The organism is Thermodesulfobacteriota bacterium (genome assembly GCA_034189135.1).
In the GTDB taxonomy this organism is placed as follows: Bacteria; Desulfobacterota; Desulfobacteria; order Desulfobacterales; family JAUWMJ01; genus JAUWMJ01.
This window is the reverse complement of the sequence record JAXHVO010000028.1, coordinates 17838-38426: the sequence shown is the minus strand read 5'-3', so window position 1 is coordinate 38426 and position 20589 is coordinate 17838. Positions and strand designations below refer to the sequence as shown.

The following is a 20589-nucleotide window of genomic DNA, read 5'->3' as shown; positions in this document are numbered from 1 at the left end:
TTCTTTACTCTTTAAGAAGCGTTTTCTAATGGGCGCTAATGCACGGACATCTCTTCCGGCTGTTCCGGAAGGGCCATCTCTTCCGTTCGCCTTTCCGTACATATCCTGCTGAATATTTTTTCATTGGCCAGGAAAGCATCCACTATATCCGGATCAAAATGACTCCCTTTCAGGCTGATAATAATTTCCCTCGATTTTTTATGGGTAAAAGCCTCTTTGTAAAATCGTTTGGTGGTCAGGGCATCATAAACATCAGCAATGGCAACTATTCTGGCTGAAAGAGGAATATCCTGACCCTTAAGGCCTTTTGGGTATCCGGTTCCATCCCATTTCTCATGATGGTGATAGGCAATCTCCTTGCCCAGAATAAGAAACGAGCGGCCTTCGGTCTGAGATTCAATTTCGGCCAACGCATCGCCACCCAGCACCGTATGTTTCTTTATTATTTCGAACTCTTCGGCACTGAGCTTACCGGGTTTCAACAGCACCGAATCCTGTATGCCGACTTTTCCTATATCGTGAAGAATGGACGACTGATAGATATCCCCGATGTATTTTTCGGTAATATAGCCTTTATAGGGCCGCAGTCCGGCCATTTCCAAAGCAATTATCTTTGCATATTCCCTTATTCTTTCAAGATGTGCGCCTGTTCCTTTATCCCTGTATTCCGCCAGCTTTGCGAGGCCCAGAATGGTTGCAGCCCTTGCGCTAAGCAGTTCTTTTTGCAGTTTCCTTCTTTCTTTTTCCGCTTTTAATTGCTCGGTCACATCGCGGGCGACCCCTCTGAAACCTGTCGGGAGGCTTTCCTTGACTTGCATGCGGGAAACGGAAAACTCAACATACTTTATGCTGCCGTCTTTGTTGATGACTTCATACTCTGCAATATTGGCGGTATTTCCTGAATGATACACCTTGTTAAAGACCTGAAACATTTCCTTTGCCGCATCAGGGGACGTAAATGCCCGGTTGTTCATGCCCATTAATTCTTCTCTTGAATAACCCAGTATCCTGCTAACTGAATCGTTAAAAAAAGTAAAATTACCCTTTAGATCAACCTCAAAATAACCCTCTTCAATGCTCTCTAAAATGTTGCGGTACTTTTTTTCACTGACCGTCAACGCTTGTTCGGCTTTTTTTCGTTCATTTATGGTAAAACGAACGTGGGAGCCAAAAATCACAAACAGGCATAATACGACTATCCGCGGCCAGATCTCATCTACCTGGGTGGGAAACAGCTGATAAAAAATGTCAACTTTACGTGTGGTAAAAAGATTTAAAACAGCTTCAATGGCCCAGTATACTGCAGCGAGCAAAATTCCCACCACAATCATGGAATCTGCCACACTTACACGGTTTTTAATCAGGTTTTTCATATCGAAGTTCTCCGACCACCAAGGTGAACTGCTGCTAAGTTTAAAAGCAATTTTTGCTTTTAACGAATCCATTAACACCTCAATATCACATATATTTATCTATGTAAAACATTATGGCTTTTCATCGGCCCTTGTTCATATGGACTTTGCCTGTCATATGCCGAAGCCAATCGTTTTGCCTCCCGCAATACGGGTTTTCAACGATCAGACGCATTGCTGTTGACTATAACCATGAAAATTGCTAAAATAAAAATAAAATGCTTATCTATAGGATTATATCGGCATTTAACCCAACAACTATAGCAGAAAAATGACCGGCTTATATAAAATTAGTTTCATAATAAGAAAATATTTTTCTTTTACCAAATGGTCCGGTTATACTCCCGCCTGATCGGAATGACACCCCAAACCTTAGAGACGGTTTTCAATCGTTTCCCGCCACTGACGGGAGCCAAAAGGGAACGTTTGGAAATCTTAGCTTAACAGTAAGGGAATAAACATTGCTAAAGAGAATAAAAAGCTACATTTTCATCGGCCTTTTTCTTGTCCTGGGCTACTTTGTTTCAAGCTATCATATCATTTTTTACTCAATAAATAATAGCATAGATTTTGACCTGCTGAAAAAATCATACCTTACCCTTGAATATACTTTTTTTAATGTCACCACCAAACGGTCTGAAGACATTATGAAAATTGATCTACTCCGTGAAGCCGGTATCGGAGATCTGCTGGTGGATATCGGCAAACTGACCGAAGGGAAAAAGCAGGAACTTGAAGCCAAGTTTGACTATGAAAATTATTAAATCTTATACAGCATATCGGCAAAAACCACCAGCAAACCGCTAACTTTCGGAGTCATCCCTTTAAATTTAATTCCCAGGGCCAGAGTTTTCTTACCTTTGCTGATCACTCCCCTGCTCCATACAACCGTACCTGAAACGTTGAGGGTAAACCCTCCGCCGGGTATGTAAATGGTTACCCCTGCGTCTTGAATGTTCTTTGCTATAGGTACAACATTCTTATGTTTGGCATCCAAAACGACACAAACTCCCCCCACCGAGATGTCCCGGGAAAAACCGTCAAGAATAAACGGGGGATAACCCGCTTCTTTGGGCCGGATTTTTAACTTCATTTTTAAAGGCAAAGAATGACGGCTGGACTTTCTGGCCGACCGGGAGGATTTTTTCCTGCTTGCCTTGCGGTCTTTAAACAGTTTAATTATGGAATGCGCCACATTGGGATATCTGGTGCAAACCGTGATTAGACCCTTTTTTGATATTTTCCCCATCTCCACGGAGGTAACCGCCTCCGTGTAGGATTGAGACAATTTTTCCTCTTCAAAAGGATAAATATCACCCACAATATCGTTTGCCGACAGGTAAACAATTGATTTTCTGTGTTTTTTTTCATCCCTGCTTAATGGCTGGTAGGTCGTTTCTTTCAGGGTGCCGGATGCAATAAAATAAAGATAATTTTCAACATCCCCTATCTTTTTAAAAACGTCACCGGAAGGCAGGCGAACTTTTATTAAACGGTTTGTGATGGAAACCATCTCTGGAAATGACAGGCTTTTAAAAAAATTTTTTAATAACGAAGGGCTAAAGTGGGTCCTTTGAAGATTGGCAAAAAAAGGACGAACTTCATGAAGGGTGGGCTTGATTATGCGCCACTGGAGAACTTTAGATAGTATGGCAGGGAACATCATGCCGGAATCAAAAAAAAGACCGGCCGCTCTTCCATATGCTCTGGCAGCCGCTTTATAGGACTTTTTTTTAACCAGCAAATCGCCAAAAGCATTAAAAAGAGCCGGATTGTCAGGAAAAAGACCGAGCATGCTTTCAAAATCAGACACGGAATCAATGGTGATTGAACCGTCGATAATGTGCCCGGCAATACTCTTTTGCCCGTTAATCTTCTCGTCCAAAAATCACTCCTTGAGTACCTGAAGAAGTCTCTTTGCAATATCATCATCAAGCAGGCAGGAAAGCAAAGCCATAAATTTTTCCGGTGCCTGTTGCAATTTGAGTTGTTCCAGCCATGTATTTAAAGCGGATTTTCTGTTAAATGGATTCATGGAAAGAATCGGCTCGACTTTACTTCGAATTTTATCATCTTCTTGCAGCACCTGTACCAGAGTGATAAAATTTTCATCATCAGCGACAAACTGCTTTTTTTTATTGAAAATTTTCATCTTTCCATATTTCACTCAGAGATACCCTGGATTTATGAAAAACAGATGAACTTTACTCCTATTTTCAATAAAAAGCAACAGTTAAGCTGAAAATATTGTCAACTGCATATTTTATATTTGGTACAGCAATATCCGGTTAGATATAAAAAGGTTTAACAGGGCAGGCAGATAGGTAAAGACTCTAAAAAATTACCATTTTACATCAGCCTCCCCCGTATGCGTTCGTTTTAGTCGAAAATGAACGGAGGGTTGGTTGCCTTTTGCGGGAGTAAAAATGAATGGGAGAAATGAAACCTGCAATTATACTGTTTGCCGTTAATGCCCTATTTTTCGGTGATACATCGCATAATCCTTTCTCTGGCGTTGGTCTGTCTTAATGGTTGATGTCAATATAATGCCCTTTTTTTTATTAAAGCCACACTTTGAGGAAATCGTCCAATTACCGGTAAGTTCATAATACTCCCCGGTCTGAATTGCGTTGAGACCATTTTGAATGGTCGCAACTTGAATGGCCTGGGGTAAGAAACAATTTCAATTCGTCAGAATCGACTCTATCCTCCTGCGCTGTGATACGCCTCCTCGATCCTGGCTTCCACATACGCTGTCAGCTTGTCGTCTGGTTCGGTTATGTCGAAGCAGTAGCCATCCTCACCCAGCAAACCGCCGGGAATCAAGTCCCCTTTTTCTTCGGGGTCTGTAATCATGTCTCCAAAAAAACACACCGACAACCACCGGTCATCCGGGTCATCGTCCACCACATCTGCCATCACATACAAGGATCGATCTTTCTGGTCCGGATGTACCGCACGAAGTGAGTAACTGACCCCCGGTCGGGCATTGAATGAAAGGTTGGCTTCCTGTTGAGTCCCCAGAAAGTCTTTGAGCCTGATGAATACGTTTTTCATCCCGTTGGTATCCTGCCAGGATTCAATCAGATTTTCCATCTCCTGCATAACTCCTGCCTCCTATTAGTAACCTATACAAAGCATCATGGTTTATTTCGATTCATACTTGCTTACAATTTCTGCAATACGTGCAGTAATGTAGTCCGCAAACTCTTGTGCCCGGGTTTCGGTCATTATCTCGATGCCTGTGGTCAGCTCGGAAATCTTTTTTTCATCCAGTTCGGTAACCTTCTGAATCATGAATTCCTCCACTTCCCCGTTCTCGGGGAGAAGGCCGCATCCACCGGCCGTACCAAGAAAGGTATCGCCCACGAAAATCGGCACAGCCACCTTTTTCAGGGCGATGTCGCACTCCCCGACCATCGGTTTTTTTGTCTTTTGTGTCTCCGAAGTAAAATTCTGCGCCGCCACGGCGCAGATGGCCGCGATTGACTCGGGTTTCTGTTTAATGACCGGGCAAATCCGGTTGCACCAGTTTTCATAATGACTCACATGGGCACCCTCCGTATCCGAAACCGAACAGCATATACCGAATTTTTGGTGGAGGTCTTTTACAAAGTCATTCCATTCCTCTTCACTTAACAGGTCCATCAGTGTCATGTTGATTGCTCCTTCCTTTTTCTTGTTTTCGACCGATCATAACAAACCGACGAAGAATCAAATAAATGGGTCGCACTGTAAAATAAAATATCGGCTACCGGTTGTCTTGTCAACCATCTCTTTTTCTTTGATTATAACCAATGATTTATCTGTGTTACCCAATACGATTGACACATAAATTGCTAACTGTTGATTTTTTACCCCAAATAAGTCATATTCGTTACATATGCAAAATAAGGCTGAAGTTTATTTCTGATTAAATTAAAGGTGTTAGTTACTAATCAGGTCTTGCCGTGATCAGACTGAGTGCCAGTGTAACATAACTTAACCATGATAAAATTGAGCCATCTACACAAGTCCTATATCACCGGCACCAATCGCCTCCACGTATTGAAGGGAATTGATCTTCATATTGAAAAGGGAGAATTGGTTTCCGTTATGGGCTCGTCAGGCTCAGGAAAATCAACCTTGCTCAATATAATCGGAATACTCGATTCTTATGACTCCGGAGAATATCGTTTAAATAATACCCTGATAAGCAATATGAGTGAAACCAGAGCTGCTCATTTTCGAAATGAAATTTTAGGCTTTGTGTTTCAATCTTTTAATCTCATCCCCTTTAAAAACGCCATGGAAAATGTGGCTCTTCCCCTTTATTATCAGGGAATGAACCGAAAAAAAAGAAACAAGATCGCTCTGGAATACCTGGACAAAATGGGCATTTACCAGTGGGCAGAACATCTGCCGGGGGAACTGTCCGGGGGGCAGCAGCAACGGGTGGCTGTGGCACGGGCGATTGTAACCAATCCAAAAGTTATTTTAGCCGATGAACCGACCGGGGCGTTGGATACCGAAACATCTTATGGGTTAATTGATCTTTTTAAAACCATCAACCGAACAGGCATCACCATAGTGATTGTCACCCATGAGCATGATATCGCCGACCGAACGGACAGGGTGATTCGTTTAAAAGATGGCCGTATTCAAAATCACCAATAAACACCGGATTGCTGAACAAAAATGATCATTGACCTTGATAAATTCCAGGAAATTTTCAGTACCATTAAAAAAAACAGGTTGAGGACTTTCCTCACCGGTTTTGCCGTATCCTGGGGAATTTTTATGCTCATCATATTACTGGGATCAGGGACAGGACTGGAAAAGGGTGTCAAAAACCTTTTCAAAGATGCCACCAATAGTGTCTGGGTCCGCAAAGGACAGACAAGCATTCCCCATAAAGGTCTCCAACCCGGTAGAAGTATAAGGTTTACCAATGCCGATTATGAAGATGCAAAAAAAATTCTAAAAGGAATTGAACATATTACCGCCAGATTTTACCGGTGGGGGAATAATAAGATTACCTACCGGAATGAAACCGGTGCGTTTAACATTATTTCGTGCCATCCTGCGCATCAATATCTGGAAAATACCATCATGGTCAAGGGAAGACACATCAATCAGATTGATATTGATCAATTTCGCAAAGTGGCGATCATCGGAACCGAAGTGGAAAGATTGCTATTTAAAAAGGAATCTTCTCTGGACAAATACATCAATATCAATTCAATCCCCTTTAAAGTGGTGGGTGTTTTTTCCGATGAAGAAGAACGCGTGGTGAGTCTGATATACCTTCCCATTTCAACTGCACAGAGGGTTTTCAACGGTTCAAACCGGATTCATATGTTTGCATTTACTTTAGGTGATGCTTCGGTAAAAGAAAGCCTGGACATAGAAAACATGGTGCGTAAACAACTGGCTGTACGTCACAACTTTTCCGTAGATGATGAAAAAGCAGTCAATATCTGGAATAATGTAAAATTCTATCAAAAATTTATAACCTTGTTCAAGGGGATCAGGATTTTCATATGGATTATCGGAATCGGAACCATTGTTGCCGGCATTGTGGGGGTCGGTAACATCATGCTTATCGCAGTCAAAGAAAGAACCAAAGAAATCGGCATTCGAAAGGCTTTAGGAGCCACTCCTTTGTCTATTGTCACCTTAGTTTTAACCGAAGCCATTATGATCACGTCGATCTCCGGTTACATCGGTCTGGTCACCGGAGTGGCTGCCATTGAACTGGCCGCAAAATATTTGCCAAAAACCGAATTCTTCCAGAACCCGGAAGTCAATTTTCAAGCAGCCATAGGGGCTATCATACTGCTGGTCATCGCAGGATCGTTGGCAGGATTGATCCCTGCTCGAAAAGCGGCCAATATAAAACCAGTGGAGGCTCTGCTGGAGGAATAGAAACTGTTGGTTTTTAAATATGATTTTCGATAAAGACAATTGGCAGGAAATATTCAGCGCTTTAAAAAAAAACAAATTGCGTGCAGTCTTAACTGCATTTGGAGTTTTTTGGGGCGTGTTTATGCTGATTATTATGCTGGGTAGCGGAAACGGTCTGCAAAACGGTGCCATCAAAGATTTTAAAAAAATAGCCACCAACAGCGTATTTATCTGGCCACGACAAACCACCATTTCTTATAAAGGATTTCCCCAAGGAAGACGGTTTAGATTTAACAATGACGATATTAAAGCGTTAAAAGATAATATACCTGAAATTAAATACATTGCTCCCAGGAATAAACTGGGTGGCCATCGGGGAATCAACAATGTAAATAGAGGAGAAAAGAACGGGGCTTTTAGTATTTATGGCGATTTCCCTGAAATTTATTTCATCAAACTGATGGATATCACTGACGGCCGATTTATGAATCACCTGGACCTTAAAGAAAAACGTAAAGTGGCCGTCATCGGAAACCGGGTGTATAAAATATTATTTGGTCCCGGAGAAAAACCGATCGAAAAATATATAAAGATACAGGGAGTTCATTTTAAAGTGGTCGGTGTATTTAACAGCAAGGCGGTGGGGGATGAGGAAGAAGAAGAAAACCAGGCAATTTTTATCCCTTTTACCACCTTTCAGCAGGCATTTAATTTCGGAAACCGTGTCAGCTGGTTTTCCTTGACATCGGTGAAGGATGTTCCGGTTTCTAAGGTAGAAAAAAAAGCCATTGCTCTTCTTGCGGCTCGCCATCATGTGGCTCCGAATGATACCCTGGCCTTCGGACACTGGAATACCGAAAAAGAATTCCTCAAGTTTGTGGGTTTATTTCGTAGGATTAGAATACTGGTTTGGTTTGTGGGAACAATGACTTTGATTGCTGGCATTATCGGGGTCAGTAATATCATGCTTGTCATCGTTAAGGAAAGAACCAGGGAAATCGGTATCAGGAGGGCGGTGGGTGCCACACCCTGGAAAATTATAAGTAACATCATCCTGGAATCTGTTTTATTAACCGCTTTTGCCGGATACTTCGGCCTGGTGGCCGGCGTGGGGATGCTGGAAACGGTTTCAAAGGGGTTGAAAATGTTTGGACGTTCCACTGATATGTTCCAAAACCCGGAAGTTGATTTCCAGATTGCCGTCATTGCATTAATCGTACTTATTATTTCCGGAATTTTAGCCGGTATGATTCCCGCTCACCGGGCGGTAAGCATCAAACCGGTCTATGCCATAAGGAACGCATAACAATGAAAGTATTTCTTAAAATCCTGAGCCTGATTTTAGTCTTAGTTGTCTTTTTGGGCACCCTTTTATTTTTGTATCATAAATCCCGTAAAAAACCGGTCGTTTTTGAAACTCGAAGCCCTTTTATAACTAATATTGTCAAAAAAACGGTGGCCACAGGATCTATTGTCCCCAGAAAAGAAATTGAAATAAAGCCTCAAATATCGGGCATTCTTGAAGAAATCTTTGTAGAGCCCGGCGATAAAGTGAAAAAAGATGACCTGATTGCCAGAATTAGGGTGATTCCAAATATGATCAGCCTAAATAATGCCGAGGCCAGATTAAATCTGGCCCGAATCAATCTCGATGATGCCAACAGGGAGCTCGAGCGGCAAAAGAAATTACATGAAAAGAAAATAATATCCGCCGCTAAATATCAGGAATATGAAATGGCATACAACAGTGCCAGAGAAGAAATGGATGCAGCTGACAACAATTTGCAGTTAATTAAAGCCGGAGTGACCAAAAAACCCGGTGAAGAAACCAATACACTGATCCGATCAACCATCGACGGAATGATTCTGGATATTCCGGTTAAAGAAGGCAAGTCTGTGATTGAAACCAACAACTTTAACGCCGGGACCACCATCGCGGTGATTGCCGATATGATGGAAATGATTTTTCAAGGCAAAGTGGATGAATCCGAAGTGGGAAAAATAAAAGCAGGTATGGATTTAATCCTTTCGGTCGGTGCTGTGGAAAAGGAAAAATTTGACGCTGTTTTAGAATATATTTCACCCAAAGGGGTGGCAGAGGAAGGGGCCATACAGTTTGAAATACGAGCCAAGATGAAGCTGAAACAGTCTCATTTTATCAGAGCCGGCTACAGCGCCAATGCCGACATTGTACTGGAAAAAAAAGACAGTGTGCTGGCCATCAATGAAAGCCTGTTGCAATTTGAAGGAGACCGGCTATACGTGGAAGTCGAAAGCCAACCCCAGGAATTTACCAAAAGATATATTGAGGTCGGGCTTTCAGATGGTATTCATATTGAAATCGTTAACGGACTATCAAAAAACGACAAAATAAAAGTCTGGAATAAAGTAAAAAAAAAAGTGAATTGAGGCGGTTTTAAAATAGGTGGTCTCCGGGCATTTGTTTGTCTGCCCGATACCTACCCAAGGCCGTTTAACACCCAGCGGGCATGGCAAAGTTGAACACTTTCATCTATTTGGTTTCGGGGTACCAGCAGCGAAATCCTGAATGAAGTGGTGGTCACCCCGGACACGGAGATATCATGACTCTTCAAAAGGTCGATGGTTTCCAGCAATGTCCGGTTGTTGCGATTCAGCCCTTCGCCAATCAGGGACACCGTTGCCAGATCGCCATCGATGATCATATCGAAACCGGCTTTTCCTTTCATAACGTCCTTAATTTGTTCCCATCCGTAAATATGACCGGCAGACACAACAAAGGAAGCTTTTGATTGATCCCCGTCATCGGCGATCCGGGTGACATTCACCTCTTTTACCGGCACCTGCTCGGATTCCAGATAGGACAACACCCGGCTAAAACGATGCAGAACATGACTTCCGCTTAGCCGAATGCGCTCAACGCGCTTTTCGCTGACCACCGCCTGTACCCCGATGATCGCACCGGGTGAAAGCCTGCGGATGATGGTCTCTTTGCCGGGTTGGAAGGAACTGCGCGCATAGATGGCAATATTTTTTTCCTTAGCGAATTGTACAGCACGGGCGTTGAGGACCTTGGCACCGGCTGTGCTCATCTCCTGCATCTCCGGGTAAGAAACCTCCGGCAAATGGCGGGCGTCGGCCACCACTGACGGATCGGCCGAATACACACCATCCACATCCGAGTAAATTTCGCAGCGCTCGGCATCCAACGCTGCCGCCAGAGCGACCGCGGTGGTATCCGACCCACCGCGACCCAGGGTGGTAATATCCCGCTTATAGCTCACCCCCTGGAATCCGCCGATGATCACCAGTTTTCCTTTGGCCATTTCATCTTGTACACGGAAAGGGCGGACTTCGATCACCTGTGCGTCGTTGTGCCGATCGTTGGTGATAATTCCAGCCTGGGAACCTGTCAGTGAAACTGCATCAATACCTAGCTCATGCAGAGCCATACATAGCAGTGACATGGTTATTCGCTCTCCGGTGGAAAGGAGCATATCCATTTCACGTCTTGGGGGCCTAGGGGAAAGGTTGCGAGCCATGGACAAAAGATTGTCGGTGGTTTTCCCCATGGCCGAAACCACCACGGCGACATCGATTTGTTGACGTTTCACTTCGGCGATCAGACCGGCGATTTTACGCAGTTTATCCACATCGGCAACACTGCTGCCGCCGTATTTCTGTACGATACAGGTCATTTATGATAATTTTCCATTTTCCCGTTAGTAAACCAACTCTTTTTCTTTGTTATTTCTATTCTTTTCGGTTCTCTTCCAAATTAGCTGATGTAAAGGATTCGAGGATCCAAGGGGTCAAGGGTTCAAGTGAATGAAAATGGTTTGATACAGATGGCATAAACACTTACGTTTTCTCTGCCCTTACTCCTAATATTTTCAAAGTATATCTATATAAAAATATGGTTACAAGAGCCATGAATTTTTCTATATGTATTTGTTTTCGGTGATTTTCACTCGAGCCCCTGACTCCTTGAACCCTTGAATCCTTATGATCCCACCACCTCTTTTAGAAATGATCTTTCTCTTATAATCGACTCACATGTTTTACCTTTTTAACCCGATTGCTTATTTCAAGATAGCTGTTAAAGGCTTCCAGCGGCTGATCAAAGGGGTTGCAAAAATATCCCTGGATTCTTTTCAAGGAAAATTTTCCCCTTTTCAGCGCATAGTAGAGCTTGTTACCCAGGATATAACCCAGCTGGGTGCTGAGCATTCGATTAACCGCAGACTGACTGTTATACTGGAGAAAAAATTTATTGATGAATTCCGCAGAAGAAGACGTTTTTCTCTGAAGATAAAAATGCTGTAAAATGTACCGGGCCACCTGCAGGATATCCTGGTCGGTATGTTTAAGTTCACCACGCTTTGCCTGACCTAACAACATTCTGATGGAATTCTCTGAATGCGACTTTCTTTTTTCATTGATAAACTTGCTGCCGAAAAATCCCAGACATTCGGTGATTGCACTCCGGTAAAAGCGATCAAGAGCGCTGACCGGTTTTTTCAAAGGTCCCCTGAGCACGATATTTAAAAAATGAGCGGCTTCCTCGGCAGCCATGTTAATGTTAGAGTTTGCCAGGTAGATAACATACGCAGCTTCACCTGAAACCTCATATTCCAGTAAAAATCCCTCTTCTTTTTTTATCTTACTTCGGATGAGTCTAAGCTGGCCCTTGAACTGGGGAGTGCCATGAACAAACTCCATAAAATCCAGATTGTTCGGATAATAAATGGTCAATTTCTCCAGGGCATCCTCAGGGAAATCCAGTTTAAGGATTTTAGCGAGGGTGGACACCATTTCATGCACCATTTGGCCTCTGTCCTCAAAAGCATCATCCTCCCAATCCTGGTGCACTGGGAAATAGGCGTCTTTGGAATACTCAAGCCAGTTTAAATAGGACTGGATCTTATTGGCCGGCATGGTATTCATCACACAGTATTTGTTGTCATTGATTTTGAGAACATCCGATTCTTCCAGGTTTTTGCTGCATAGCTTCCAGTAAAGGTTGTCCGCGTTCTGGAAAATAAAAATGGTTTTTGCAGACTCGTCCAGCAGTTTTAGCAAGTTTTCCACATTTTGGGGAAGATGATCGGGGGAAATATGATAATCACCATCCACCACGTAAATCAATTTGCCGGGATTCTTAATCAAGGCTTTGGCGATAATCCGGGCTGAATATTGATCGCGTTTCCTTAATCTTTTAATCCCCTTGGCATCATCCATTTCGGTATTAATACCCAAAATGGGGATTTGATTGTCCTGGCAAAAGGAAATAATGGGACGCCAGTTATCCCAGTGAAAGGGCCATTTTCTGGCATAATCGATTCTTTCCAGAAACATCTTTTCCGATAATTCACCGGCCATAAACCGATCGATATATTTTTGGTCCCGTCCGTGAAACATTTCCAGGCATAGAATAATATCCCTTTTGTCCTTAATTTCTCTGAGTATACGAAGTACGGAATGTTGAGATTGTTTTAGCGTGTGATAGTCGCCATGATAGACCAAATCCGCCGCCATCACCTTTTGAATCAGTTCTGTTTTATGGGAAACCTCCTCATACGATTTTAAATGGCGGAGATACTCTTTTTCATAAATTTTAATTCCAGGGTTATACCCTGAACTTTCACGAACCAAATTGACGTTTCGGCGATAATTCTTTTTTTGAATTCGGATCAGCTGGTCTCTTAGCTTTGTCATACGGGTCTTACCTTTGGATGTTTATCATCAAAATATACTACCATAAATCGATATTGTCTTTTTGGGGTTATATAAAAGCATTCCATTACAGCGCCGGCTTTTAGCCATCCGCACGGAAGCCTTTTTATGCCAAATACCGCCTATTTCAAAATGTGAAAACCTTATCCGCTTCCATAGACAGTTCATAGAGATCATCCATCCAGCCAATGGGGCAAGTGCTTGATCCCTCCAGACCGTGGGATTTCATGCACACCCCTCAGACGTAAAAATCACCTTCAAATTGGTTTATCTGCTCCATTACATTGAACTGTTCAGTGCTGCCCTGTTCAAAAAGAACTCCCCTCCCAAGCATAAACACACTTGTGTCATCTCCTTTTTCGACGGCTACATTGGCCAATCTCATCGCATTATAAGCTGTTTCTGCATCGTCTGTAGAAATAATGAATAGCACATTCATCACAAGCCCCCTCTTTTGATAAATGATTTATTAAGAGCAACATTTCTTTTTTTCTCTATTAAAAGAACCGTACCGCAATATTGATTAAAACAGTTCAACCCATTAACGGATATCCGATCCTGACGCCTGTTTTTTGATACCGATCCGGTCACCGGTCCGGACTTCTCCTCCCTGAATTACCCTGGCAAACAACCCCTCTTTGGGCATGATGCAGTCACCGGTGGCCTTTTTGATGGCACAGCCATCATTATGGCATTTTTTGCCGATTTGGGTGATCTGGAGAATGACCCCGGAGCCGATCTGCAGAACATCGCCAACCGCGACGGAAGACAGGTCCAGCCCCCGGGTAGCTATGTTTTCCGCAAAAGCACCGTCGTTTAAGGTGGGCAGCTGAAGTTTAACAGTATCGATGCTTTCGCCGGCCAATAGAGATACCTGCCGGTGCCATTTCCCGGCGTGGGCATCACCGTTGATGCCGAAATCCGCTTGAAAGACAGCTTTTTCAACCGGTCTCTTGGCTGTTCCCTTTTTGTGGCTGATACAGATCGCCTCGACCACGGCCATTTATGTCTCTCCCCTTTGATCGGTCATCCATTAATAATTTACTTTTCCAAAATTCCGGACCCCATTTTCCCTTCTTTTATTGTTTTAAATCGATCACCGGATTTTCCAGAGTTTCAAAGCCTGAAATCCGGCATTGGACGATATCCCCATGGCGGATATGAACGGCTCCCGGCGTGCCTGTGGATATGATATCCCCCGGCAAAAGCGTCATCACCCTGGAATGATAGGACACGAGCACGTCGGGCGTAAACGTCATGTGGTCCACCGTATTTTCAGCATGCACCGTTTGGTTAATCACCGTGGATACTTTCAGACCGGAAACATCGTCGACCTCATCCGGTGTCAACAGCTGCGGGCCCAACGAGAAAAAGGTGTCAAAACTTTTACTCATGGTTAAAAATCTTGGATTCTGTACCAGAATATCCTCTGCCGTCATGTCCAGGATGGTGGTGAATCCGGCGATTACCTCATGCCATTGGTTCCGGGGAACATCTTTGCAGTGTTTGCCGATAATGATGCCCAGTTCGGCTTCGGCCGTTGTTCTTTTAGAAAGCCGTGGTATGTTTATCTCATTTCCGTATCCGATAATGGTGGTATCGGGTTTCATGAAGCTGGCCGGAGCAGAGGTGGGGGGCTTTTCGGAAAGGTCTTTTGCATGCGCGCTGTAGTTCAGCCCGATGCCCCATATTTTGGAAGGGTGCCGGTAAAGAGGCTCATAGGAGCATTCTTTGTCGTCTATAAAAAGATGTTGCATTTTAGCTGTTTCGCGCCTGCCCTCCTGCCCATACCAGTCGTTTAATTTAAGGAGTTGCTCTGTTTTAATCAGTACTTCCATGGAATCCGGCCATTGACTTTGAAACACTTTATTCACATCTTTGATGCGAAAGAATCCAGATTGTTGGCAAATGGCGAGATGCTCTTCCCCCTCATACCCGATGGTGGCTAAACGCATATTAATTCTCCATTGATGAACCGTTTTTGGTTATCGGTCTGCCTTGACAATCCCAACATGGATCGGAACCGTTGCAAAATGGTTGCAGGATAGATTTTGTCATCTCTTTTGGACAAGCTTATCTTGGTTCACCGCCATGAGGGTGACCATCGCTTTGGCGGCCAGCGTCTCCTCTTCACCCCTGATATCAAATACCTCTGATTCCGCTATTTTGATCTGGCGCCCCTCTCTTATTACCCTGGAACGACAGACCAGGGCGTCTCCAAAGGCCGGTCTTAGAAAGTTTATTTTAAACTCAATCGTCAGGATTTGAAAATTATCTTCCACCAGGGTAAATGCAGAGTACCCGGCCGTGTGATCGGCCATTGTGGCCATCACACCTGCATGAATAAAACCGTCCTGCTGCCGGTGATGCTCTTTAATCCTGACTCTGGACTGAAAATAACCTCTCTTTATGGTTTCCGCCCTGAACTGACAGTATTCGATGAATCCCCGACTGTAGTCATTGGCCAGAAAGGCTTTTCGCTGACTGGAAATCTCTTCACGCATAATCTTCCTATCATAAAATGTTTACCGTTATCTAAAAAGTAAGGAGTCAAACCAACGTTTGAGCAATTGGCGATCTATTTCCTCTCATTTCAACAGTTCTTCAGCCTCACATCCATCAGCCCAGCGCCACATCCAGAATCATCATCACCGCAAAACCCGTCATGGTCGCCATGGTTACCATATCAATGTTTGCCTCTTTCCGCTGAGATTCCGGGATCAACTCTTCCACTACCACAAAAATCATTGCCCCGGCGGCAAAGCAAAGTGCATAGGGCAAAATATGCTGCATATACATTACAAATGCGGCACCGAGCACCCCGGCGATGGGTTCAACCACACCGGATGCCTGCCCCATCACAAAGCTCTTCGTCCGGCCCATTCCTTCTCTCCTTAACGGTAACGATACCGCAGCTCCTTCCGGAAAATTCTGCAGGCCGATTCCGATTGCCAGCGCAAGAGCGCCGCCTATGGTGGCAGAAGAAAGATGGGCGGATACAGCTCCAAAAGCAACGCCGACTGCAAGACCCTCGGGGATATTATGTAGTGTGATCGCCAGAACCAGCAGCGTGCTTCGCTGCCAGGAGGTCTTTATCCCCTCACTGTGCTCTATATCCAGACCCAAATGAAGATGTGGCAGCAATCGATCCGTCAGTCTCATGAATATCCCACCGCCCATGAATCCGATAACGGCGGACAACCAGGGAATTTGACCCATCTGTTGGGCCATTTCTATGCCCGGTGCGAGCAATGACCAGAAACTTGCCGCAATCATAACACCGGCAGCGAAACCGAGCATGGAATCCATGATTTTGGGTCTTATCGTTTTTACGAAAAAAACAAGCGCCGCTCCGGCCGCAGTCACGCCCCAGGTAAAGAGCGTGGCCATAAGCGCTTGGGTGACGGGGCTGTACTGCTGAAGAAAATCGATCATCCTGCCTCCTGTGCTGCTGTTCACCAGTGTTGCCAATCAGCCGTACGATCTTTTTGTTTTGTTCCAACTAGTTGCGGGGTGATCCTGACATGATCACATCCAGCAAGCTATTTATCTATAGATGAAAGTCTTTCCAAAACCAGATACAGCGCCTGGGTACCATATGTGCCTTTGCCTTGAGCCTTTAGCGAAAGGTAAAGTTGTCTGACCAGAGCCAGTCCGGGAAGCGATAAATCCATCGCTTCCGCTTCTTCAAGCGCAATACCTAAGTCTTTAACAAAATGATCCACCATAAAACCGGGAGCGTAATCGCTCGCTACAATTTTAGGCGCTAAAACATCCAGGCCCCAGCATCCGGCAGCACCCTTACTTATAGAACCTAACATGGTGGTTAAGTCCAACCCTGCTTTATATCCATAAATCAAGCTTTCACAAATCCCGATCATCGTCCCGGCAATGGTAATCTGATTACACATTTTGGTATGCTGTCCCGAACCTGCTGCACCTTGATAAACCATGTTTTTACCAAACGTCTCAAAAACAGGCATGATCATATCGACTGTTTTTTTGTCTCCGCCGATCATAATTGACAAGGTCCCGTTTATGGCTCCGATTTCGCCTCCGGACACAGGCGCATCAATAAAATCAGCCCCTGCCCTTGTTGCCTGTTCATATATGTTTACTGCCAAACTGGGTTTGGTGGTGGTCATATCAATCAAGATGGTATTTGGTTTCATTCCCTGGAAAATACCACCCGCTCCGAAATAAACCTGTTCCACATCTTTAGGGTATCCTATTATGGTCACCACCATATCGGAATTTTTCGTCAATTCCGCAGGGGTATCATACCACGTAGCGCCCTGGTCGATTAACTCTTGTGCCTTGGTTTTGGTGCGGTTGTTCACATTGACCGTATACCCGGCATTTAACAAATGCATGGCCATGGGTTTGCCCATAATCCCGGTGCCAATCCAACCAATTTTTTTATTCTTCATTTCAATATCTCCTGTTTCCTGCTTCTGATCTGCTAATCCTTCAAGCTGTTCCGCATTTTTCTTTATTTAAAAAAACCGTACCGCAAAATTTATTAACACAGCAAAAAATACGATAAAACCGACCAGAATTGCAAGATAGATTAATATTTTTATCAGACCCATAGGTATCTCAATATTGATTCTATAGTAGTTATCATAAATTTTCATGCCAACTGGGCATGCGTTTTTTCACACGGACTAGGTGACACCCACTGCTCGCCGAACCAGAGATCCACGAAGCCGGTTAAAGAGCTTTGATTTTCGTATTGTCAATGAATCTAAATCATCAGGATAAGGAGTTAAATTTTCATATCCGTCTTCAGTAACCAGCAAAGTATCTGAATGGCGAAAAGCGCCCAAATCCGGTACATAAATGCCGGGTTCCATGCTGATGAGCATATTTTCCGTTAAAATATCCTCGCTGCCTTCTGCCACCCATGGCCCTTCATGATTTCCCAGTCCAAATCCATGGCCGGTGCGGTGCAGCAAATAATCACCCAGACCTTCCTGACGCAGAAACCCATTGGCCGCCCGATCAATTTCGGCACAAGATACACCGGGTTTTATCAGCTGGAAACCACGCTGCCTGGCTTCCTGCATGGTTTTAAACATTTTCTTCATTTCATTGGTGGGCCGAGCCACAAAATAAGTTCTTTCACATTCAGCCCCGTATCCATTCACGCGCATAAAACTTAAGGCAATATGAGGGCCTTCATGCAGGCGATCGCCAATCAGCGGAACCCCGTGGGGCTGCAGTCCCAACCTGGCCGGCCAGGCGGCAGTGAGCACGCTGGTATTCAACGGATCAAATTCGGTGGTTTTAATGATCGCCATCTGGACCGATCGCCCCAGAGAAAAAATCTCGATTTCAGAAACACCTTTATATGATGCCTTGATGATGGCTTCCATTCCTTTTTTGGCAAAATGAGCAGCCTGGCGGAGCATCTTCACTTCATCCGGAGATTTCACCAATCGCATGGTTTCAACCAAGGGGTACACCACCGGGTTGTAAGGACCAAGCTGCATGGCAATTTCCTGGGGAAGGCTGGGCTCCACCCCAAGTCGGTTGACTCCGGCGAGAAGATCATGCAGCCTTTCCGGCCATCCTTGGCCTGAAGGGGAAGGGTAATCCCAATACCGGCGGACAGTTTCTACATCTGTTGCTGTTCTCAAATGTTCCTGATCCAAGGCCGGGGACAGCAATATTGAGTCATCATCAGGATACACGATCATAAAAAATGGGCGCTCCAAAGGAACGTAGGTCACCCCTGTAAGATAGTATATGCTGTCTTGAGCGGTCACCAAAAAGGCGCCCAGGTCTTTCCCCTTTACCCGGTTTTGTAATCTTTTGACTCTTTCGAGATACTCCTGTTTGGTTATCATTTTGCGCCCTTTCTTTTTTCGGGGGGCTGCTTAAGTCAGATTAATCATCGAATTTCTTCTGTCAACAATGATGCCCAATATCAAACCGAATCAATTCATGCCGTTAATCACGGCAACTCCCATCAAGATCGGCAATACGTTTATTGCTCTTCACCAGTTGTCTATACCCCTTTCAGTATATGCGACCAAGGACTGGGAACCCTTGAGTGAGATCCTTTTAATTTGGCCGTTATTAAGGCAACCAATGCCGCTATAGAACTCAGGGGAATAAGATCTATCGGGTTCACCTTCATCAGGTGAAACATTGCCTCTGCTGTGGAACAAAGGTCATTGCACTCTCCACTGAGATAGACATTCTTTCTTGTTAATTTTTTAATCAAAATCGAAGACACCTCTTCAATCGCACAGTGTCCCGCAATGAGTACCTTCCCTTCCAGCTTAAGAATTTCCTCTTTATCGAATCCCTTACCCATCAAAAGCGTCCAGCCGCCCCTGCCATTATAATCGTTGTACAGCACCTGTAATAATGTTAATGGATTGTTCACACACCCCTCCTTGCAGGCCAGCTCCTTTCCCTGAATAATAGTCACATCACCCGGAAAGGAATCAAATAGATCTGTCGGGTATGATCCTGCTTCGGGCATATCACCAATCAAATCGACCGAATCAAGGTGGGTGATGTCGCCTGCCATATCGATATCCTGAAGGGTGCGGATATCTCCACCAAACCCTCGATCGATGGCCATCTGCAAGTGCGGAACGTCCTCCTTCTCAAGACCGAATAGTTTAGCTCCAACCAGATCTGCGGCAACCACATTTTTACTGCCGATAAGTAAGCCAAACGGTTTGATACATTCATCAGCCAGATTAAGAGCCGGATAATGGCCATAAATACTCCCCTCAACACCTTCGATGAGCGTCACATCCGGTTTGATATAAGAAAGCATGTCAATCAATTTACCATGCAGATGGTAGTTATGGTCGAGCCCTCTGCTTTGGTGGGCGGGAAAACCCCACTGGTTTTTTATTCCCAGGGTCACCCCTGTCATAGAATGGGTTTTTAGTTTGGGTAGGTTGATATAGAGGTTTTCATCACTTTTTTCGATTAATTTTTTAACCACCGTTACCGGCATTTCAAAAGTGGTCAGGTCATATCCATCTGCATCGCCGTCAGCCATTGATTTTTTACCGGTGAATGGATAGGTGATGGTCTGCTCCTCATCCAGATAAATGGGAATGGCAGCGGTATCGGTGCAGACTTTTTTGTATCCGTTGCTTTTAAATACAATGCGGGTATAATTGGCCTGGGTTGAATTTTCCAGGAGATATACCTTCCCGGCCCCTGCGTCATACCAGTACTCGATCACCGCCCTTATCAATTCCGGTCGTGTATAACAGTATGGCTTGGCATCAATCCCATTGGGCTTGATATACACATTCCCGCTTGACTTGATAAGGTCTTTCCCGCCAAATGCATCAAAGATTTCTTTTACCGCACTTCTTATTTCCCTGACCTGTTCACGATTGAGAGGCAAATATTTGGTAAAGCTTTCGCTCTGGTGAGGAGTATGCAGTTTCCGGGTGAAAACGGTTTTTGAAGCCATGATGCAATCATCCACTTACAATTTGGCAAATTACCAATCGGCAACTATTCATTGTAGAAAGCTACCGCTGAAGTCAGGGACAACCAGGTCAACCACTGGCTTTATTAAATGAACAAATTT

Annotated in this window: 20 protein-coding genes; 5 read left to right on the top strand and 15 right to left on the bottom strand. The window is 44.3% G+C overall.

Annotation, left to right across the window (positions count from 1 at the left end):
• Nucleotides 1–35: 35 nt before the first annotated feature.
• Nucleotides 36–1373 carry a PAS domain S-box protein gene (locus SWH54_04145; GenBank protein MDY6790443.1) on the bottom strand — a complete coding sequence of 446 codons (1338 nt, stop codon included), beginning with the start codon at nt 1371–1373 and terminating at the stop codon, nt 36–38.
• A gap of 500 nt (nt 1374–1873) precedes the next feature.
• Here SWH54_04145 and SWH54_04140 point away from each other — a divergent pair, with 500 nt between their 5' ends.
• Nucleotides 1874–2176, top strand: coding sequence for a hypothetical protein (locus SWH54_04140; protein ID MDY6790442.1), 303 nt, complete (start codon nt 1874–1876; stop codon nt 2174–2176).
• Here SWH54_04140 and SWH54_04135 read toward each other — a convergent pair.
• From SWH54_04135 to SWH54_04120, 4 genes are all read right to left on the bottom strand, one after another.
• Nucleotides 2173–3297: a cyclic nucleotide-binding domain-containing protein gene (locus tag SWH54_04135; protein MDY6790441.1), complete on the bottom strand. Its 1125-nt coding sequence runs from the start codon at nt 3295–3297 to the stop codon at nt 2173–2175. The genes SWH54_04140 and SWH54_04135 overlap by 4 nt on opposite strands.
• 3 nt (nt 3298–3300) lie before the next feature.
• Nucleotides 3301–3564, bottom strand: coding sequence for a hypothetical protein (locus SWH54_04130; protein ID MDY6790440.1), 264 nt, complete (start codon nt 3562–3564; stop codon nt 3301–3303).
• Nucleotides 3565–4115: 551 nt separating this feature from the next.
• A complete protein-coding gene (locus SWH54_04125) occupies nt 4116–4517 on the bottom strand; it encodes a hypothetical protein (GenBank protein ID MDY6790439.1) in 402 nt (133 codons plus the stop codon).
• Between the two features lie 42 nt (nt 4518–4559).
• Entirely contained in the window at nt 4560–5069 is a 510-nt protein-coding gene (locus tag SWH54_04120) for a PocR ligand-binding domain-containing protein (GenBank protein ID MDY6790438.1), read from the bottom strand.
• A gap of 330 nt (nt 5070–5399) precedes the next feature.
• Between SWH54_04120 and SWH54_04115 the strand changes: the two genes are divergently transcribed.
• From SWH54_04115 to SWH54_04100, 4 genes are read left to right on the top strand one after another with little or no spacing between them, the layout of a single operon-like run.
• The gene (locus SWH54_04115) at nt 5400–6068 is read left to right on the top strand and encodes an ABC transporter ATP-binding protein (GenBank protein MDY6790437.1); all 669 of its coding nucleotides are present in this window, start codon (nt 5400–5402) and stop codon (nt 6066–6068) included.
• A gap of 21 nt (nt 6069–6089) precedes the next feature.
• Nucleotides 6090–7319: an ABC transporter permease gene (locus SWH54_04110; protein ID MDY6790436.1), complete on the top strand. Its 1230-nt coding sequence runs from the start codon at nt 6090–6092 to the stop codon at nt 7317–7319.
• 19 nt (nt 7320–7338) lie between these two features.
• Nucleotides 7339–8604 carry an ABC transporter permease gene (locus SWH54_04105; protein ID MDY6790435.1) on the top strand — a complete coding sequence of 422 codons (1266 nt, stop codon included), beginning with the start codon at nt 7339–7341 and terminating at the stop codon, nt 8602–8604.
• 2 nt (nt 8605–8606) lie between these two features.
• Complete coding sequence (locus SWH54_04100) at nt 8607–9707, top strand: efflux RND transporter periplasmic adaptor subunit (protein MDY6790434.1); 1101 nt, start codon at nt 8607–8609, stop codon at nt 9705–9707.
• A gap of 50 nt (nt 9708–9757) precedes the next feature.
• Here SWH54_04100 and SWH54_04095 read toward each other — a convergent pair whose 3' ends face one another.
• From SWH54_04095 to SWH54_04050, 10 genes are all read right to left on the bottom strand, one after another.
• Nucleotides 9758–10975, bottom strand: coding sequence for an aspartate kinase (locus SWH54_04095; GenBank protein ID MDY6790433.1), 1218 nt, complete (start codon nt 10973–10975; stop codon nt 9758–9760).
• A gap of 343 nt (nt 10976–11318) precedes the next feature.
• Nucleotides 11319–12995 carry a ChaN family lipoprotein gene (locus SWH54_04090; GenBank protein MDY6790432.1) on the bottom strand — a complete coding sequence of 559 codons (1677 nt, stop codon included), beginning with the start codon at nt 12993–12995 and terminating at the stop codon, nt 11319–11321.
• A gap of 145 nt (nt 12996–13140) precedes the next feature.
• Nucleotides 13141–13452 (bottom strand): DsrE family protein, encoded by a 312-nt coding sequence (locus SWH54_04085; protein MDY6790431.1) that lies wholly within the window; start codon nt 13450–13452, stop codon nt 13141–13143.
• A gap of 102 nt (nt 13453–13554) precedes the next feature.
• Complete coding sequence (locus SWH54_04080; protein ID MDY6790430.1) at nt 13555–14016, bottom strand: MOSC domain-containing protein; 462 nt, start codon at nt 14014–14016, stop codon at nt 13555–13557.
• A gap of 76 nt (nt 14017–14092) precedes the next feature.
• Complete coding sequence (locus SWH54_04075) at nt 14093–14968, bottom strand: fumarylacetoacetate hydrolase family protein (protein ID MDY6790429.1); 876 nt, start codon at nt 14966–14968, stop codon at nt 14093–14095.
• Between the two features lie 99 nt (nt 14969–15067).
• Nucleotides 15068–15517 (bottom strand): PaaI family thioesterase, encoded by a 450-nt coding sequence (locus SWH54_04070; GenBank protein ID MDY6790428.1) that lies wholly within the window; start codon nt 15515–15517, stop codon nt 15068–15070.
• A gap of 115 nt (nt 15518–15632) precedes the next feature.
• Entirely contained in the window at nt 15633–16448 is an 816-nt protein-coding gene (locus SWH54_04065; GenBank protein MDY6790427.1) for a ZIP family metal transporter, read from the bottom strand.
• A gap of 107 nt (nt 16449–16555) precedes the next feature.
• Entirely contained in the window at nt 16556–17509 is a 954-nt protein-coding gene (locus SWH54_04060) for an NAD(P)-dependent oxidoreductase (protein ID MDY6790426.1), read from the bottom strand.
• Nucleotides 17510–17680: 171 nt separating this feature from the next.
• The gene (locus SWH54_04055) at nt 17681–18865 is read right to left on the bottom strand and encodes a Xaa-Pro peptidase family protein (protein ID MDY6790425.1); all 1185 of its coding nucleotides are present in this window, start codon (nt 18863–18865) and stop codon (nt 17681–17683) included.
• A 161-nt stretch (nt 18866–19026) separates the two neighbouring features.
• Nucleotides 19027–20469, bottom strand: coding sequence for a DUF362 domain-containing protein (locus SWH54_04050; GenBank protein MDY6790424.1), 1443 nt, complete (start codon nt 20467–20469; stop codon nt 19027–19029).
• Between the last annotated feature and the right edge of the window lie 120 nt (nt 20470–20589).

Excerpts from the sequence above, each read along its gene's own strand:
- SWH54_04145 (MDY6790443.1), bottom strand. The coding sequence starts at position 1,373 with ATGAAAAACCTGATTAAAAACCGTGTAAGTGTGGCAGATTCCATGATT.
- SWH54_04130 (MDY6790440.1), bottom strand. The coding sequence starts at position 3,564 with ATGAAAATTTTCAATAAAAAAAAGCAGTTTGTCGCTGATGATGAAAAT.
- SWH54_04125 (MDY6790439.1), bottom strand. The coding sequence starts at position 4,517 with ATGCAGGAGATGGAAAATCTGATTGAATCCTGGCAGGATACCAACGGG.
- SWH54_04120 (MDY6790438.1), bottom strand. The coding sequence starts at position 5,069 with ATGACACTGATGGACCTGTTAAGTGAAGAGGAATGGAATGACTTTGTA.
- SWH54_04115 (MDY6790437.1), top strand. The coding sequence starts at position 5,400 with ATGATAAAATTGAGCCATCTACACAAGTCCTATATCACCGGCACCAAT.
- SWH54_04110 (MDY6790436.1), top strand. The coding sequence starts at position 6,090 with ATGATCATTGACCTTGATAAATTCCAGGAAATTTTCAGTACCATTAAA.
- SWH54_04105 (MDY6790435.1), top strand. The coding sequence starts at position 7,339 with ATGATTTTCGATAAAGACAATTGGCAGGAAATATTCAGCGCTTTAAAA.
- SWH54_04100 (MDY6790434.1), top strand. The coding sequence starts at position 8,607 with ATGAAAGTATTTCTTAAAATCCTGAGCCTGATTTTAGTCTTAGTTGTC.
- SWH54_04095 (MDY6790433.1), bottom strand. The coding sequence starts at position 10,975 with ATGACCTGTATCGTACAGAAATACGGCGGCAGCAGTGTTGCCGATGTG.
- SWH54_04090 (MDY6790432.1), bottom strand. The coding sequence starts at position 12,995 with ATGACAAAGCTAAGAGACCAGCTGATCCGAATTCAAAAAAAGAATTAT.
- SWH54_04080 (MDY6790430.1), bottom strand. The coding sequence starts at position 14,016 with ATGGCCGTGGTCGAGGCGATCTGTATCAGCCACAAAAAGGGAACAGCC.
- SWH54_04075 (MDY6790429.1), bottom strand. The coding sequence starts at position 14,968 with ATGCGTTTAGCCACCATCGGGTATGAGGGGGAAGAGCATCTCGCCATT.
- SWH54_04070 (MDY6790428.1), bottom strand. The coding sequence starts at position 15,517 with ATGCGTGAAGAGATTTCCAGTCAGCGAAAAGCCTTTCTGGCCAATGAC.
- SWH54_04065 (MDY6790427.1), bottom strand. The coding sequence starts at position 16,448 with ATGATCGATTTTCTTCAGCAGTACAGCCCCGTCACCCAAGCGCTTATG.
- SWH54_04055 (MDY6790425.1), bottom strand. The coding sequence starts at position 18,865 with ATGATAACCAAACAGGAGTATCTCGAAAGAGTCAAAAGATTACAAAAC.
- SWH54_04050 (MDY6790424.1), bottom strand. The coding sequence starts at position 20,469 with ATGGCTTCAAAAACCGTTTTCACCCGGAAACTGCATACTCCTCACCAG.